15 protein-coding genes are annotated in these 16511 nt (G+C 70.3%); 7 read left to right on the top strand and 8 right to left on the bottom strand.

Annotated features, from left to right (window positions below; translation table 11 throughout):
- Positions 1 to 110: 110 nt before the first annotated feature.
- Positions 111 to 491 (bottom strand): STAS domain-containing protein, encoded by a 381-nt coding sequence (locus ACWD3C_RS13190; protein WP_451143227.1) that lies wholly within the window; start codon positions 489 to 491, stop codon positions 111 to 113.
- Between the two features lie 387 nt (positions 492 to 878).
- On the opposite strand from ACWD3C_RS13190, the gene ACWD3C_RS13185 reads away from it, so the two are divergent.
- Positions 879 to 1463, top strand: a complete 585-nt coding sequence (locus ACWD3C_RS13185; protein WP_451143179.1) for a sigma-70 family RNA polymerase sigma factor — start codon at positions 879 to 881, stop codon at positions 1461 to 1463.
- Complete coding sequence (locus tag ACWD3C_RS13180) at positions 1460 to 2932, top strand: zf-HC2 domain-containing protein (protein WP_451143177.1); 1473 nt, start codon at positions 1460 to 1462, stop codon at positions 2930 to 2932. The genes ACWD3C_RS13185 and ACWD3C_RS13180 overlap by 4 nt, the downstream gene beginning before the upstream one ends.
- Positions 2933 to 3221: 289 nt before the next feature.
- On the opposite strand, the gene purU is transcribed toward ACWD3C_RS13180, so the two are convergent.
- A complete protein-coding gene (gene purU, locus ACWD3C_RS13175) occupies positions 3222 to 4103 on the bottom strand; it encodes a formyltetrahydrofolate deformylase (RefSeq protein WP_451143175.1) in 882 nt (293 codons plus the stop codon).
- A 135-nt stretch (positions 4104 to 4238) separates the two neighbouring features.
- Entirely contained in the window at positions 4239 to 4739 is a 501-nt protein-coding gene (locus tag ACWD3C_RS13170) for an SCO4402 family protein (RefSeq protein ID WP_451143173.1), read from the bottom strand.
- Between the two features lie 118 nt (positions 4740 to 4857).
- Between ACWD3C_RS13170 and ACWD3C_RS13165 the strand changes: the two genes are divergently transcribed.
- A complete protein-coding gene (locus ACWD3C_RS13165) occupies positions 4858 to 6156 on the top strand; it encodes an ABC transporter substrate-binding protein (protein WP_451143171.1) in 1299 nt (432 codons plus the stop codon).
- 143 nt (positions 6157 to 6299) lie between these two features.
- On the opposite strand, the gene ACWD3C_RS13160 is transcribed toward ACWD3C_RS13165, so the two are convergent.
- From ACWD3C_RS13160 to ACWD3C_RS13150, 3 genes are all read right to left on the bottom strand, one after another.
- A complete protein-coding gene (locus ACWD3C_RS13160) occupies positions 6300 to 6725 on the bottom strand; it encodes a peptidoglycan-binding domain-containing protein (RefSeq protein ID WP_451143169.1) in 426 nt (141 codons plus the stop codon).
- A gap of 644 nt (positions 6726 to 7369) precedes the next feature.
- Complete coding sequence (locus ACWD3C_RS13155; protein ID WP_451143167.1) at positions 7370 to 7678, bottom strand: hypothetical protein; 309 nt, start codon at positions 7676 to 7678, stop codon at positions 7370 to 7372.
- 383 nt (positions 7679 to 8061) lie between these two features.
- Entirely contained in the window at positions 8062 to 8505 is a 444-nt protein-coding gene (locus ACWD3C_RS13150) for a hypothetical protein (protein WP_451143165.1), read from the bottom strand.
- A 230-nt stretch (positions 8506 to 8735) separates the two neighbouring features.
- Here ACWD3C_RS13150 and ACWD3C_RS13145 point away from each other — a divergent pair, with 230 nt between their 5' ends.
- Positions 8736 to 9494, top strand: coding sequence for a GntR family transcriptional regulator (locus tag ACWD3C_RS13145; RefSeq protein WP_451143163.1), 759 nt, complete (start codon positions 8736 to 8738; stop codon positions 9492 to 9494).
- 49 nt (positions 9495 to 9543) lie between these two features.
- Here the strand turns inward: ACWD3C_RS13145 and ACWD3C_RS13140 are convergent, their stop codons facing one another.
- Both ACWD3C_RS13140 and ACWD3C_RS13135 read right to left on the bottom strand, forming a co-directional pair.
- Positions 9544 to 11247, bottom strand: a complete 1704-nt coding sequence (locus ACWD3C_RS13140) for a hypothetical protein (protein WP_451143161.1) — start codon at positions 11245 to 11247, stop codon at positions 9544 to 9546.
- 223 nt (positions 11248 to 11470) lie between these two features.
- Positions 11471 to 12856: a transcriptional regulator gene (locus tag ACWD3C_RS13135; protein WP_451143159.1), complete on the bottom strand. Its 1386-nt coding sequence runs from the start codon at positions 12854 to 12856 to the stop codon at positions 11471 to 11473.
- A 374-nt stretch (positions 12857 to 13230) separates the two neighbouring features.
- Between ACWD3C_RS13135 and ACWD3C_RS13130 the strand changes: the two genes are divergently transcribed.
- From ACWD3C_RS13130 to ACWD3C_RS13120, 3 genes are all read left to right on the top strand, one after another.
- Positions 13231 to 13914, top strand: coding sequence for a bifunctional DNA primase/polymerase (locus tag ACWD3C_RS13130; RefSeq protein WP_451143157.1), 684 nt, complete (start codon positions 13231 to 13233; stop codon positions 13912 to 13914).
- Positions 13915 to 14069: 155 nt separating this feature from the next.
- On the top strand, positions 14070 to 14861 hold the full coding sequence (locus ACWD3C_RS13125) for an ABC transporter ATP-binding protein (protein WP_451143155.1): 792 nt from the start codon (positions 14070 to 14072) through the stop codon (positions 14859 to 14861).
- Complete coding sequence (locus ACWD3C_RS13120) at positions 14858 to 16471, top strand: transporter (protein WP_451143153.1); 1614 nt, start codon at positions 14858 to 14860, stop codon at positions 16469 to 16471. The genes ACWD3C_RS13125 and ACWD3C_RS13120 overlap by 4 nt, the downstream gene beginning before the upstream one ends.
- Positions 16472 to 16511 lie beyond the last annotated feature (40 nt).

The raw sequence follows: 16511 nt of genomic DNA, 5'->3' as shown, positions 1-16511 counted from the left end.
CGTACGACGTCAGAGGCGGTGAGGGTGCGGGAAAGCGACGCTTGTGTCAGGACTGCGGGAATTCCGGGACAACTTCTGGGACAACGGTGTGACCGCGATGTCATGCGGTGTCATGCGGAGAGGGGTTCGGCCTCCTCGTCGACGGCCTCGTCCACGTCCGGGTAGACGTCGAAGAGGCGGCGGACCCCGAGGGCGCCGAGGACACGGTTGACGTGGGAGGCGTCGGCCGTTCCCCGCGCCGGGAGGATCAGGCGCAGCCGGCCCTGGCAGGAGCGGATGAGGCGGCGGGTGGCGATGAGGACGCCGACGCCGCTGGAGTCGCAGAACACGACCGCGGAGAGGTCGAGGACCAGACAGCGGCGGCCGTCGGCCACCGCCTCGTGCACGCGCTGGCGCAGCACCGGTGACGTCACCAGGTCCATCTCGCCGTACACCCGTAGCACGGCCCACTGGCCGTGCTCGTAGTCGGTCACTTTGAACGCCACCGCGATGCCTCTCAGTCGCCGAACCGGAAGCCCAACCCTCGCTTCCTTCTGCGCGGCTGCCCCGCCGTTGTTCCATGAAACACCCGTCGGCCACTGATGGCGCGGGGCAAGCTCGCCATTTCTCGGGCGTTTTCAGGGCTGTTTCAATCGAGTACGGTCGAGTTTGATCAACATCAGATCAGTCATCGATCACGCTTGACCGTGCTTGACCTCGCTTGGTCTGTTTCCGACAGGGTAGACGTAGGAGGCTCATATCACCCTCGGCTCTCCAGGGGGCGCACATTGCCGCAAAGGAGCGTGCGTCGTCAGAAGTGCCGACTACATTCGAGGAGACAGTACACACAGGCTGGAGACCAGGAACGGCGCAGGTACGACCGGGGGTGAGGGAGCCGCATGGCCAAGAAGGACACACCGCCCCGCTGGGACCGCAAGATGCAGCAACGGCTGGCGCGCGGCGAGGCGGCCGCGCTCGGTGAGCTGTACGACCGTTTCGCCTCCCTCGTGCACGGCCTCGCCCACCGCGTCCTCGGCGACGAACGCGCCGCCGACGGCATCACCCGCGAGGTCTTCGTCCACGTCTGGGAGAACCCGGACGCGTACGACCCCAAGCAGGGCCCTCTGCGCTCCTGGGTCGCCTCCCTGACGCACCGCCTCGCCGTCCAGCGCCTGCGCGCCGACGAGACCGCCGCGCTCGCCGGGGGCGGCGGCCAGGGCAGCACCGAGGAGTTGGAGCGCAAGGTCCGCCGCGCCTCGGTCGCCGCCCGCGCCGACTACATCGTGACCTCCATGCCGACGCCGTTGCGCGCCGCCCTGGAGCGCGCCTACCTCCAGCGCCGCGACTACCGCCAGACCGCCACCGACCTCGGCATCACCGAGGACGAGGCCCGCCGCCGCCTGCGCCTCGGCCTCCAACTCCTCTCCACCGCCCACGACTCGGGCCCCTCCGGGACCCCGCCCGAATACGGCGGTGCGGCGTGAACGGCGGCGCGGACCGCTCCGAGGCGCACGGCGGGGATGAGGAGGATGAAGGGTACGAGGAGTACGAGGGGCGCGAGGGGTACGAGGCGCACGAGGGGTATGAGGGGCACGAGGGTCATGGCGGTGACAACGGACGAGCAGCCGGGGGACCTCCCCGCATACCGCTGCCGCGTGCCTCCGTCGAGGACACGGGGCTCCCGCTTCCCGAACCGGCCCGGGCGCCCCTGATGTTGGAGCACCGGGTGCTGAAGTCACTGCTCGGGGCGTGGGCGTTGACGGCATGCTCGCCGGAGGAGACGGCCGCCGTCGAGGAGCACCTCGGGGAGTGCGGGGCGTGCGCGGACGAGGCGCGGCGGCTGCGCGAGGCCGTCGAGCTGCTGCACTCGGAGGAGAGCCTCGACCTCGACCCCGGCCTGCGCACCCGCGTCCTGGAGCGCTGCCTCGACCGCAGGCCGCCCCGGATCCCCGTACCGGAATGGGCAGCTCCGTACGACGCGGAAGCCGCCCGCCTGGACGCGCTGCTCCAGGACATCGGGGGCGCGGAGTGGCACGCGCCGGTGGATCTGAGGTGGTTCGAGGGCTTCAAGGACGTCGAGAGCGAGGGCCCGAGAAGCCGCCGTACGACCGTTGCCGGGGTCATCGCCCACCTCCTCGCCGTAGACGGGCTCGTCGCGGTCGCCCTCGGCCTGGACGACCCACTGAACGCGGAGGGCCTCGGGAAGGCCCGGGAAAGCGGGAAGGCCGGGGAGAACTGGGAGACCTGGGAGACCGGTAAGGCCGGGGAAACCGGAAGAACCGGGGAAACCGGGGAAACCGGGGAATCGACGCCCGAGTCCCGCACCGAGGCGTACTGGAGCGCCTCCCGCTTCCCGCCCACCAGCTCCGTACGCGGGCTGTGGCGCGAACAGAGCCACAACCTCGTCCGCACGGTGTCGTTCACGGGCGGCGCCCCCGGCGACTCCGCGCGGCTGTCCGTGTCGTACGGCCGCTTCGAGCTGCCCCTGCACGACGCGATGCTGGACCGGGCCTTCGAGTGCTGGGTCCACGCGGGCGACATCGCGGAGGCGGTGGACTACCCGTACGGGCCGCCCGCCCCGCGCCACCTGTACAAGATGATCGACCTGGCCGCCCGGAAGCTGCCCGCCGCCCTGGCCGGGCGCCGCCGCGCCGGTCTCGCGGCCCCGCCGCCCCGGCAGACCCGCCACCTCGTCCCGGCGGGCTCGCCCGGACGCAGCCTCCGCCTGGAGATCGAGGGCGTCGGCGGCGGCGAGTGGCTCATCCCCCTCGACTCCCCCGCGTCAGTGGGCTCCGCCGACCACGAAGTGGCGCACGTCGCCCTGGACGGCGTGGAGTTCTGCCACCTGGCCGCCGGCCACGTGTCCCCGGAGGAGGCCGCCTCCGGCCAGGTGGGCGACCGGGAGGCGATCAGAGACGTACTGAGCGCGGCGGCCGCTTTGAGCCGGATGTAGCCCGCCGCCAACTTCTCAGGCACCCGGCACCTGGGCTGAGTTCGGGGTCGGGACGCTCACCGGTTGCCGCTCTCCTCGGGGCGGCCACCGCCCGCAGCTCCGACCAGCCAGACGCCGGGCGGCGCAGCGCGGTGGGCTACCGCTCCGACGGCACGTCTGCCTGCGGCTACGGCCGACCCGGCTCCCGGCCCCACCGCAAGGTGGTCTTCCGCTCCAGCGGTACGGCCGACCACGACTCCGGCCGACCCCGGCAGATGCCCCGCAGCGCGGCCCCAGCGTGGCCGCCCGGCTACGCGAAGACCACCGTCCGTCGCCCGTTCAGCAGGATCCGGTGCTCGGCGTGCCACTTCACGGCGCGGGCCAGGGCCTGGCACTCGACGTCGCGGCCGATGGCGACCAGCTGGTCCGGGGTGACGTCGTGGCTCACGCGCTCGACCTCCTGCTCGATGATCGGGCCCTCGTCGAGGTCGGCGGTGACGTAGTGCGCGGTGGCACCGATCAGCTTCACGCCCCGTACGTGCGCCTGGTGGTACGGCTTGGCGCCCTTGAAGCTCGGCAGGAAGGAGTGGTGGATGTTGATGATCCGGCCGCTGAGCTGCTTGCACAGGTCGTCGGAGAGGACCTGCATATAGCGGGCGAGCACGACGAGCTCGACCTTCTCCTCCCGCACGATCTCCAGGAGCCGCGCCTCCGCCTGCGCCTTGCCGTCCTTCGTCACCGGGATGTGGTGGAAGGGGATGTCGTACGACCCCACGAGCTCGGCGAAGTCGGTGTGGTTGGACACCACCGCCGCGATCTCCACGGGCAGCGCGCCGATACGGGCACGGAAGAGCAGGTCGTTCAGGCAGTGCCCGAACTTGCTGACCATGAGGAGGACCCGCATCTTCTCCTCGGCCCGGTTGATCTGCCACTCCATGTGGAACGAGTCACCGATCGCCGCGAAGCTCGCGCGCAGCTTCTCCACGGTCACCGGCGCCTCGGCCGAGAAGTGGACGCGCATGAAGAACAGGCCCGTGTCGTGGTCGCCGAACTGCTGGCTGTCCTCGATGTTGCAGCCGGTCATGAACAGGTAGCTCGACACGGCGTGCACGATTCCCTGCTTGTCCGGGCAGGAGAGCGTGAGGACGTATTGATCGGCGGGCGCGGCGGCACGGACGGACTGCTCAGTCATGCCGGACAGGGTCCCACAAGGTGCACCACCAGGGCCAAGCGTCCCGAGTCCGGACGAGCACGGCACGGGCACCGCACGGGCACGTGACGACCAGGGATCGGCCGTCCCCGGCCCCCACTGCCCCCTCCCGTGGCCCTACGCCGTCCTCGTCAGGATCTGCAGCACTTCGAGCGTCCGTGGCGGCGTATCCGGTTCGTCGCCGTCGTTCGTCGCGAGGTGGACGTGGGCGTCGCGGGCCGCCCGTACCGCCTCGGGCCACGCGTGGTGGTCGACGTAGGCGGAGACGGGCGCGTCGGGGCCGACCTGGTGCATGATCCGCAGTACCCGGAGGACGGCGGTGTCGACAAGGGCCGCTTCCTGCGAGTCGCGGAAGATCGTGCCGACGTACTTCTCGGCGGACCAGTTGTCCAGCCAGGTGTCCTCGACCAGGCGGTACACGGCGTCGGTGACGTCTCCGTACCCGTCCACACCGGCCAGCCAGACGTCCCGCTGGAACACCGGGTCGGAGAGCATGTGCAGCGCGGAGCGCACATTGCTGCGCCAGCGCCACCACGGCATGTCGTTGAGTGGCATGCCGCCCATGGTGGATGAGCGACGCCCGCGACGGGAAGAGGGTTCCGTACCTTGCACGGTCATCGATCGTACGTTCCCCTCAAAATGCGGATCATCAACCCCCCGCAATTCACCTCCCCGTCACCGAAAGTTGACCATCGGGCACGCCTGGGTTAGCGATGTGGCGGAATGGTGCGTGTCCATGACCGGCAGTCGACGCACGTTCAGCCCTGTCCGCCGCCCTCGCCCCACCCGCCCCTTCAGAGCCACCGCGTTGGCGGCGTGTGCGTCGCTCGCTGTCGGGTGCGGGGTCATCCCTGGTACCACGGGGGGTTCCGGGGACGGCCCCGTCACTGTCATGACCTGGGCACCGGAGGGGACCGCCGCCACCAACAAGCCCGGCATGCCGGCCATGGCCAAGGCGTACGCGCGCTGGATCAACTCCCAGGGCGGCATCAACGGCCGCGAACTCAAGGTCATCACCTGCAACGAGCGCAACAACAACAGGGAGGCCGCGCGGTGCGCCCGCAAGGCGGTCAAGTCGGACGTCGTCGCGGTCGTCGGCTCCTACAGCCAGCACAGCCGCGCGTTCCTCTCCCCGCTGGAGGGGGCCGGGATTCCGTACATCGGCGGGTACGGCGTCACCGACGACGAGTTCACCAGTCCCCTGTCCTACCCGGTCAACGGCGGCCAGCCCGCGCTCCTGGCCGGCCTCGGCGAACAGCTCGCCAAGGACTGCGGCCCCGTCACCCTGGTCCGACCCGACTCGCTCGCCGGCGACCAGCTGCCGGAGATACTCGACTCCGGGCTGCTGTCCGGGGGGCACGCGGTCGCCGTCGACCAGCTGGCGCCCGAGGACGCGAGCGAGTACGGGGACCAGGCACGGCAGGCGTTGCGGCGGGCCTCCGCCGATCCCGAGGAGACCGGCTGTGTCGTTCCGGCGCTCGGTGACCGTACCGACACGTTCATGGACTCCTTCCGCCGCAACCGCGAGGACTATCCCGAGGTCCGTACCGCCACCGTGCTCGGCAGCATCGACCAGAGCCTCATCAATCAGAGCGGGGGCAAGTCCGGGCCGTACGAGGGTTCGTACGTCACCGGCTGGTATCCGGTGTCCACGGACTCCCGGTGGAACACGATGAACCGGGTGATCCGCGAGCAGGCCTTCGGCGACAACCGCATCGATCCCGCCGATCCCGGTGTCCAGACCACGTGGATCGCGTACGGCGTCCTCAAGGACGTGCTCGAAGAAATCGGGGAGGGCGAGGTGACCTCCCGTACCATCCGCCGCACCCTCGACGACGGTCTCCAGGTCAACACCCGTGGTCTCACCCCCACCCTCCGCTGGCGCTTCGAGGACCTCATCGCCGCCGGTGATTTTCCTCGCCTCATCAACGCGGACGTGACCTTCCAGATCGTCCGCGACGGGCGGCTCGTGTCCGCCCGACAGGGCTTCGTGAACGTCCTGAAGACCCTGGAAAACGCGAACGACATCGACTGAGCCCTGTTTCCCGCCCCGGCCGCCCTTACCTGTCCCATCCTCCAGGGGCTGCGCCCCTTCGGCCCCTCAAAAACGCAGCCGGCCAAACGACAAGCGAAGAAGTCAACCACCCCACGGCCCCGCCGCACAGGTCAAAGATCAAGCTAGATGGCCGGGCGGATGCAGATGCCGCTGCTCGTGTGCCATTTCATGGCCTTGCGGGTCAGCGGCCCGTAGACGCCGTCGATGTCGCTGCTGGAGAGGCCTTCGTACCTCTGGACGTACTTCACGGCGCTGCTGGTACTTGAGCCGTACCTGCCGTCGGCGGTGAGGTCCTGGTTGTAGCAGTTGCGCAGCACGATCTGGAGGCGAGTGACGGCACTGGACCGGGTACCGACGCCCATGACGCAGTTCCGGGAACCTGTGCCCGTGTAATAGGGCTGGCGGACGTTTCCATGGCTCGTGTCCACGTTCTTGACGCCGTTGCATGTCGGGTATGCGGCATGTGCGGTGCCGGGCAGCGCCACGAGGGAGGCGGTGGCGACCGCCGCTGCCCCGAGGACGGACGCGGTCTTGGCGCGGAAGTTCATGGGTCTCCTGATCAGTCTCGACGAGAGGCCCCGCAGGTCCGGCAGGGCCGAGGTGATTGTTTCCACGCTTGCCTTGGCCCGGCCACAGGGACGGGGTTGACTGGGACAATGAGAGATCCCATCCCCTGTGACCTGCAAAAATGTGTCTGCCTCTGGGATTTCCTGGGACGCGATTCCACCGGATGTGCCCGGCTCCCCTGGGACAGCGCCGGCGCCTCGCGCAGAGGCTGCCGTTGATGCGTATGGGCGCGGTCAGCGAGGACCGTCCCGCCTGCCGGCCCGGTCTCTATGTGGTGCCTGGTGACGGAGCGGCTTGTTCTGCGTGCCGAGGGGCATCTCCGCCAGCGTGGTCCAGGTGTGGTAGCCCAGTTCAGGGTGCCGACTCCCTGGACCCCAATTGGGTGGCGGACAAGTTGGCCAAGGGCAACGTGGACGAGTAGCCCGCGATCGGACATGAGCAGACCCCCTCTGCGGCCAACCACAGAAGGGGTCCAACCAGACTCGGCCCTCAAGACGACGGGCGGGCCAAGTCTGGAGTCAGCGGAGCGCGTACACCAGTAGCGCCAGGGCCGCCCCGGACATGGTCACCAGGGCGAGTGTCCACCCGAGCGACTCCAGGCGCTTCCTCGGCTTCCTGTGGGACATCACAACGCCTCCCCCTCCTGCCGCTCAGGGCACCCGAAGCAAGGCAGCCACGCCCCCTCGATGGGAGTGTGGTGGGTGTGCACGCTGATCGTGTCCGACGCGAAGCGCCACCCTCCGGGGGTGTCCGCGTCGGCCCGTACCGTCTCGGCATCCTGAGGGGCCAGCGGCAGGTAATCACGGAGACTGGCGAGCATGCTGGGCACGTCCCGACCGGTGAGGGTGCCCTGCTCGACCGTCCGGCCGTCACTCCGGATCGACCAGCACACCCGGAACCAACCCGACGTGGCCTCAAGGGAGTTCACAGTCACGCCTGCCTCACCAGGACCTTGACGGACGGTGGCACGGGCACGTGCACACCAGGATGCGCACCCCCGGAACGCCGCTCTCCTTGGGCTCAGCGTCCCTGCACCGGGGGTGCTGCCCGAGCCTGCACCGGGGGGACCGGTACGGGGGTTCCGGCATCCAACTCGACACACCGGCTTGGGAGTTCATCGGGTGCCCCCCTTCCCGTGACAGGAGCACGGGCAGCGACGCACCAGCACGATCTTCCCTCCGCTGTGGGGCAGAGGTACATCATTGGTCCGCCTGCACTCGCGGTGCAGATGCTCGTACTCGGGACGCTGCGCTACCGCGCAGTGAGGCGACATGAACTCCGTGTCGGTGCTGACCTTGCTCTTCCCGGTCGTGTGGGTCATCGGACCGCACCCCCGACCAGGGCCGCGTGGATGTTGCGGGTGTCGAGATCAAGGCCGAAGTCTGCGGCCAGCACCAGGGCGGTACGCCTTCCCCATCGGGTGACGCCTTCCCGCGCCGTGAGGTACGGGCGCACACGGGTCGTACGCGGACTCACGAGCGCCTCGGGCACCATGTCGTCGAGGGCGGGCAGGCAGGGCCGGGACAGGCGGGACGCGGAACCGTCGAGGGGTGCCCGGTCGGTGCTGTACGGCGACCGCCGCGGGACAGGTACCCGTGCGACCAGACGGACGTGATCGTTCACGTCTGCCCTGGTCAACGGCTTGCGAATGGTCATCGGTGCCTTCCGGTGAGTGCCGGTGGCCGGGAACACCCGGGTCAGAACCCAGAGCACCAGGACCAGCACAAGCCAGTGCAGTGCAGCCGCGCTACGCTCGGCCATGTTCATCAACTCCAAGACAGTTGGTGGACCACGCCCCCGGACGTTCGCCGCGTCGCGGGGGTACTTGCGTGATCACCGAGTTGTGACCACTGGGCCACGTAACGAATGTGTCCTAGGTCAGAAGATAGAGTGTCCTAGGTCACCTAGCCAACCTCTCGCGAAAACCTCACAGTTGCCCGTTCGACGTGTCCTAGTACACTCGGCAGTGGCCTAGGACATCGGGAGTCGCCATGCCAGACGAACGTCAACCGCCCTACATGCAAGTGGCCGAGCGCATCCGCCGACGCATCCTCGATGGGGAGCTGGAGGAGGGAGCCAAGCTCCCGCCGATCCGTGAACTTGCCCGGCAAGAGGGGGTGGCCGTGGCGACCATGGGACGCACCCTTGATCACCTCCAAGTGGAGGGGTACATCACGACATCCCGCCGGGGAACTTTCGTCGCCAACGCTCCCGAGGTGGCCCCGAGTTCATATGACCGGATCACCCGCGTACTGCGAACCGGATCGGTTCTCGGTGAGGGCGAGACCATGATCGTGACGAGCGCCGAGCTGGTGGCACCACCGGTCTACGTCGCAGAGATCTTCGGTCTGGACGAAGGAGATCAGGTCGTCCGTCGCCAATGGCATACCGGCAAGGGGAAGAAGCGACTCATGTTGGCCGTGACGTGGCATCCGGCGCAGTTCGCTGCCGCAGTGCCGGAACTCCTTTCAACTGCTCCGGGGAAGGGGAGTGATCTCCTGCCGAAGATTCAGGCAGCTACCGGCCGTCAAGTCGCCGCAGGGCGTGACGACATACACAGTCGCGACGCGGACGAAAGGGAGGCGAACTTTCTCGGGGTCCGAGTCGGTTCGCCAATCCTCGCGGGAGTACATCGGCTGTGGGATGACCAAGGGGTCATCGAGTACGGGGAATGGTGCCTGCCCTACAGACTTGTGATCGGGTACGAGTACAGCTTTGAGGCAGCGCCCGAGGGAGTACAGCCGACGTAATCGGGAGCCACAAAGAAGCACCCCCAACCGTGTGGTCGGGGGTGCCCTCTTACAACTGCACAGCTTGGCGCTTGGTCAAGCCGTACTTGGACGCGATCGTGTTCCACAACCGCGCCGCCTTGGTCTTCTCCGCACTCGCCGTCCCGCTCTCACGGTTGCCGGCCTGGGTCCGGCCGGTGCTGGCGGCCTCCCCCTTCTTGCAGGCACCCTTCTTGGCTGCCACCTGGTCGGCCCACGCGGCGTAGTGGTTGTCGGCGGCGGCGGAGGCCTTCCAGGCGTTGTTGAGTGCGGTGGTCAGCGCACGGTGCTTGGGCAGCTTGTTCACGGAGAGCTTGGACAGCCGCGTGACCAGACCGTTGCGCTGCTTGGCCGCGTCACGCAGATCGCTCGCGGCCTGGCGAAGGTTCTGGCAGGCCTTGACGTTCGCGACCGCCTTGATCACGGCACTCCGGCTGTCACCGCTGTCCGACAGCAGCTTGTCCAGGGCAACGGCCTGCGCCTCCCCCGGATCGGCGGACTCGGACGCCGACGCGGAGGGCGAGTCCTCGGCAGCCGGCACGGTCGCCGCGACGGTCGTGTTGTCGGCCTGCTGGTCGTCGCCACCACCGCTGAGCAGAGCCCCCGCGCCGATGCCGAGTGCGGCGATACCGACCCCGACCACCGCGATCAACGGCACCCGGGATCTCGTACGACCCCCACCACCCTCGTCCTGCCGAGCCGCGGCCCGCCCACCAGGGCTGTACGGGGGCTGCGCGGCCTGGAAGGGGGGCGGCCCGGCCTGGTACGGCGGCAGATGCTGCGTCGGCGCCGCACCCGCACCACCTCCGCCTCCACCGCCGACGCCACCGCCCGGCTCGTTCCGGAAGAGGCTGTCGAAGACGTCCGGCGCCTGCTGCCCACCGGGCGCACCGTGAGGCCCGCCCTGCCCGTACGGCGGCGCGGACGGCACCGGCGCGATGTACTGCGTGGCCTCGGCGTCCGGGTGCGAGGGGTTCGCGGTGGGCGGCAGCGGGCCCGCCCCGGGGTGCTGGGCGTGCCCCAAGTACTGCGTCGCCTCGGACTGCGTCTCGGGCGGCATGGCCCCCGGACCGACCGGCGGGAGGTACTGCGTGGCGGCCTCGGGCACGGGGGCAGGAGCAGCGGCAGGGGCGGCTGCGACCGGCGGTATGTACTGGGTCGCCCCCTCGTCCACCGGGGCCGCCGCCACCGGGGGTATGTACTGCGTGGCCCCCTCGTCCACAGGCGCCGCGACGGGAGGCATGGGCCCAGCCTGACCGGAAGCACCAGAAGCACCGGGAACACCGGACACACCGGGATCCCCATGAGCGGCCCCCGGAGCGCCGTACCCCTGAGCCCCGTACCACGGCTGCCCACCCCCGTACGACCCCTGCTGCGCCCCCTCAGCCTCAGGCGGCAGCGCTCCCGCGGACGGCTGCTGCTGACCCTGCGGCGGCATCGGCCCCGCAGACGCATGCTGCCCCTGCGGCTCGCCCCACCCTGGCGTCGCCCCCTGCGCACCCCACTGCTGCTGCGGCGCCCCGGGGGCGTCCCAGGGCTGGGCCGGGGGCGGGGCGGGGGCCGCCGACTGGTCGGGGCCCCAGGGCTGGTCCCAGGAGGGGCCGGGGGCCGGGGCGGGCGGGATGGCGGCCTGCTGCTCGCCGGGGAGGAGGGGCGCCCCGCCGTCGGAGGGCAGCACGATGCCTTCGCGCGGTATCCGCGCCGAGGGCTCCTCGCCCTGTCCACTCTGCGTCACCGGGACTCCTACGAATGGGGGACCTTCGGAATCGTCGGCTCACGCTACCCGGTCCCCACAACCCGGTGCCATGCAGCACAGCCTGTGACCCCTACCCCTGTGACGCCACTAACAAAACGGCGCGCGGCGTGCCGCACACACCCCTCGCACAACCTCCTTTCACCAGCCGCCCGTCAGCGCCCCGTCAGCAATCAGCCATTCCCCGTACGTTCACACGCACCGCTCAGGCCGCGGCCTGCAACTCCATCCGCGCCCCGAACTCCCGCACCACCGGCTCGTTCCGGAACGGTTCCAGCCGCTGCTGGAAGTCGTCCAGGTACTCGGCGCCGCGGTTGGACCGCAGGGTGCCGAGCAGTTCGACGGCCTTCGTGCCGGTGTGGCAGGCCTGTTCGACCTCGCGCTTCTGCACCTGTGCCGTCGCGAGCAGCACGAGGCCGATCGCCCGGCGGCGGGCCCGCGACTCGGGGTGCCCGGCGAGGGACTCCTCCGCACGCCGCGCCGCCGCCTCGGCCTGTCCGAGGTCGCGGTGGCAATGCGCCAACTCGTCGGCCAGATACGCCTCGTCGAAGTGCCGGATCCACGCCGGGTCGTCCCCGGAGGACGGTTCGGCCGCCTCCATGGCCGCGACCGCGCGCCCGGACGCCGCCTGGGCGGACCGCGCGTCGCCCATGAGGGCGTGCCCGCGCGCCTCGGCCGCGTAGAACATCGACTCCGCGCGCGGGGTCGCGCGCCCCCGTGCGCCCTCTTGCGCCGCCCGTGCCAACTGCGAGATCTCACGCGGGTTTCCGAGCTGCGCGGCGAGGTGACTCATGGAGGCGGCGAGCACGTATCCGCCGTATCCGCGGTCGCCCGCCGCCTGCGCGAGCCGCAGCGCCTGGATGTAGTACCGCTGGGCGAGACCGGGTTGGCCGGTGTCGACGGCCATGTACCCCGCGAGTTCCGTCAACCGGGCGACTGCGGCGAAGAGTTCGCGCCCGACCGCTTCCCGGTACGAGCCCGCCAGCAGCCCGGAGACGACACTGTTCAGGTAGTGCACGACGACCGGGCGCACATGCCCGCTGCCGTACTGGTGGTCGAGGTCGACCAGCGCCTGCGTCATCGCCTTCACGGCCGCCACGTCGGACAGCCCGACCCGGGGCCCGGCCGAGCGCGCGACCTGGGAGTCGGGTGTGGAGATCAGCCAGTCGCGGCTGGGCTCGACGAGCGCGGAGGCGGCGACGGAGGAACCGGTGAGGAAGTCCCGGCGGCCCACGTCACTGCGCCACAGCTCACACACCTGCTCGATGGCGCCGAGGACGGTCGGCGAGAACTGCAGCCCCACGCCCGACGCCAGGTTCTTGCCGTTGGCCATCCCGATCTCGTCGATCGTGACCGTACGGCCCAGCTTGCGGCCCAGGGCCTCGGCGATGATGGCGGGCGCCCGGCCCCGCGGCTGCTGTCCGCGCAGCCAGCGCGCCACGGACGTCTTGTCGTAGCGCAGATCCAGACCGTGTTCCGCGCCGCACATGTTGACCCGGCGGGCGAGCCCCGCGTTGGAGCAGCCCGCTTCCTGAATGAGCGCCTGCAGCCGTTCGTTCGGCTGCCGCGTGACTAGCGGCCTAGCGGCCATGGCGTACCCCCTGCTTTCCAGCGGCTCGCCTCCGGGGCGCGAAGGTCTGTGGGCGCCCCTTCGGCTCGCTCGCCATGTGGCTGCGGTGCCTGCCCATGCACCGAGTTGACGTGTCTTCAGCGGACCGAACCCCTCCGCTCTCGCGAGAGCCAGGTCGGGAACGAAAAGTTCCGGCCTCGAAGATCAATGCCCCGCGGACATGCCGACAATGCGGGACATGCGAGGATTGCCGGGGTAAAGACGCATGCTGTCCCCCCATATGTGGTTACCCAGCCGCGCTGTCGTTCCTCCCGCGCGCCCCCATACGTGCATCCATGCGCCCCGAGCGGAAGAACGGTGCTCCTCCCCCGCGCATGTGACATCCGTAACCCCTGATGACGGCTAGAGTTGTGCTCATCGTGGAAGAGACCATCGCGGGCCCTGAAGCTGCCCACATCCCTAAGCAGCGCGGCGAGTCGCTCCTGGAAGCCGCCGTTCGTTACGCCGAAGAGCGCCACTGGGACGTGTCCCCGGGCACCTGGCTGGAAGCCGTCGACGGGGTGCAGCACTGCTCGTGCGGCCAGCCGGCGTGCGCTCTGCCCGGCGCGCATCCAGCGCGCGAAGACTGGGCGACCCAGGCGACGGGCAGCGCCACCGTCGCCCGCCGGATGTGGTCCAAGCAGCCGGCCGCCTCAATTCTGTTGCCGACCGGCCGTACGTTCGACGCGATCGACGTGCCCGAGACCGCGGGGCTGCTGGCGCTGGCCCGGATGGAGCGCATGGAACTCACGCTCGGGCCGGTGACCTGGACGCCGGACCGGCGTATGCAGTTCTTCGTGCTGCCGGGTGCGTCGGTGAAAGCCCCTGATCTCGTACGGAAGTTGGGCTGGTCCCCACTCTCCCTCGACCTGGTCGCGCTCGGCGAGGGCGAGTACGTGGCGGCTCCGCCGACGCGGTACGGGTCGCGGGGGGCGGTGCAGTGGGCCCGGCGGCCCACGCCCGCGAATCGGTGGCTGCCGGATGCGGAGGAGTTGATCTCGCCGTTGGCGTATGCCTGCGGTAGGGATGGGCGGCGGTAGCTGGTAGCGCGCCAGGGAGGGGCTGCTCGTCGGTTTCGCGGCTGCGGGTGAGTCGTGGTTGCTCGCGCCCACGCGGCGGAGCCGCATGTGTCACAGCCCCGCGCCCCCTACGGGCGCGCCCCTAACGGGGCCGCCCCCTCGTATCGTGTGATCCCATGACCGAAACAGCAGGGGTGGGTGCCGCCGCCGTACATGTGCGGGGGCTCTGGAAGCGGTTCGGGCAGCAGGTGGCCGTCGCGGGGGTCGATCTGGAGTTGCCGGCCGGACGGTTCATCGGGCTGGTCGGGCCGAACGGGGCGGGGAAGACCACCACCCTCTCGATGGTGACGGGACTGCTCCGGCCCGACCAGGGCACCGTCGAGGTCGTCGGGCACGACGTGTGGCGGGACCCGGTCGAGGTGAAGGCCCGCATCGGTGTGCTCCCGGAGGGGCTGCGGCTCTTCGAACGGCTCTCCGGGCGTGAACTCCTCGCGTACACGGGCAGGTTGCGCGGCCTGCCCGGCGCCGAGGTCGACAAGCGGGCCACCCAGCTCCTCGACGTGCTCGACCTCGCGGGCGCCCAGCACAAGCTCGTCGTGGACTACTCGACGGGCATGCGCAAGAAGATCGGGCTTGCGGCGGCGCTCCTCCACAACCCCGAAGTCCTGTTCCTGGACGAGCCGTTCGAGGGCGTCGACCCGGTGTCGGCGCAGACGATCCGGGGCGTCCTGGAGCGGTACACGGCGTCCGGCGCCACCGTGGTCTTCTCCTCGCACGTCATGGAACTCGTCGAGTCACTGTGCGACTGGGTGGCCGTCATGGCCGCGGGCCGCATCCGCGCGCACGGCCCGCTCGCGGACGTACGCGGGGACGCGCCCTCGCTGCAACAGGCGTTCCTGGAACTGGTGGGCGCGAACGGCCGGAACACCGGGTCGGACCTGGACTGGCTGGGCGGCGGGGCGCGATGAGCGCGGCGACCGGTGCCGGTGTCGCGTCCGTCACCTCCGTCGTCGTACGGCTGAAGCTGTCGCTGTTGCGCAACGGGCTGCGGCAGTCGGCCGGGCGGCGGGCCGCGTATGTGTCGTCCATGGTCGTCGCTCTCCTCTTCGCCGCGCTGCAACTGCTCGGGCTGATCGCGCTGCGCGGGAACGCGCACGCGGACTCGGTGACCGTGCTGCTGGTGGCCGTGATGGCGCTGGGCTGGGCGGTGATGCCGCTGTTCTTCCCGAGCGGCGACGAGACGCTCGATCCGACCCGGCTGGTGATGCTGCCGCTGCGGCCACGGCCGCTCGTGCGGGCGCTGCTGGTGGCCTCGCTGGTGGGGATAGGGCCGCTGTTCACGCTGTGCCTGTTCGTCGGCTCGGTGATCGCGGTGGCGCGCGGGGCGGCGGCGTACGTCACCGCCGTGGTCGCCGTACCGCTCGGGCTGCTCGTCTGTGTCGCCCTCGCACGGGCCGTCGCCGCCGCCAACATCCGGCTGCTGACCAGCCGCAAGGGGCGCGATCTGGCGGTGCTGAGCGGTCTGGTGATCGCGGTGGGGGCGCAGGTCGTCAACTTCGGTGCGCAGCGGCTGAGTTCGGCCGGGCTCGGGCAGCTCGATCCGGCGGCCGAGGTGGTGGGGTGGCTCCCGCCGTCCTCGGCGATCGCGGCGGTGGACGCGGTGAGCGAGGGGGCGTACGGCGTCGGGGTGGCCCAACTCGCCCTGAGCGCGGGTGCGTTGGCGGGGCTGGTGGTCCTCTGGTCGCGCACGCTGACCCGGCTGATGACCTCCCCGGACTCCTCCACCCTTCAGGTCCCCGAGTCCGGCGCGCGGGAGCGGACCGGGTCGCGGGGGCTGGGCCGGCTGCTCCCGGCGGGCCGCACGGGTACGACGATGGAGCGCGCCCTGCGGTACGTGTGGCGCGACCCCAAGACCAAGGCCGCGTGGGTGACGTCGCTGGCGATCGGGCTGATCGTCCCCGTCTTCAACGCCCTGCAGGGCACCGGCTCGATCTACTTCGCCTGCTTCGCCGCCGGGATGCTCGGCATCCTGATGTACAACCAGTTCGGTCAGGACACCTCCGCGTTCTGGATGGTCGCCATGACGATCTCCTCCACCCGGGACGCCTACGTCGAACTGCGCGGGCGGGCCCTGGCGTTGCTCCTGATCACCCTGCCGTACGCGACGTTCGTGACCGTCCTGACCGCCTCTCTCCTCGGCGACTGGGCCGCGCTGCCCGAGGCCCTCGGCCTCTCCTTCGCTCTCCTCGGCGCGATGCTCGCCACCGGCGCCTGGTCCTCGGCCCGCTTCCCGTACTCCATCCCCCAGGAGGGCCACAAGAACGTGGCCCCCGGGCAGGCCGGCCTCGTCTGGATCTCCATCTTCGGCGGCATGGTCGCCGCCGCTCTGCTGTGCGTCCCCGTCATCGCGCTGACGATCTGGCTGAACGTGACCGCGGGCGGCGACACCTGGACCTGGCTGCTGCTGCCGCTGGGCACGGCGTACGGGGCGGGGATCACGGTGCTGGGGCTGCGGCTGGCCGCGCCTCGGACGGCGGGGCGCCTGCCGGAGATCCTGGCGGCGGTCAGCAAGGGGTGAGCGGACGAGGCCGGGCAGGGGACCCCGCGACGGATCGGCC

Source organism: Streptomyces sp. NPDC002845, assembly GCF_053591955.1.
This window is presented reverse-complemented; position numbering and strand designations above follow the sequence as displayed.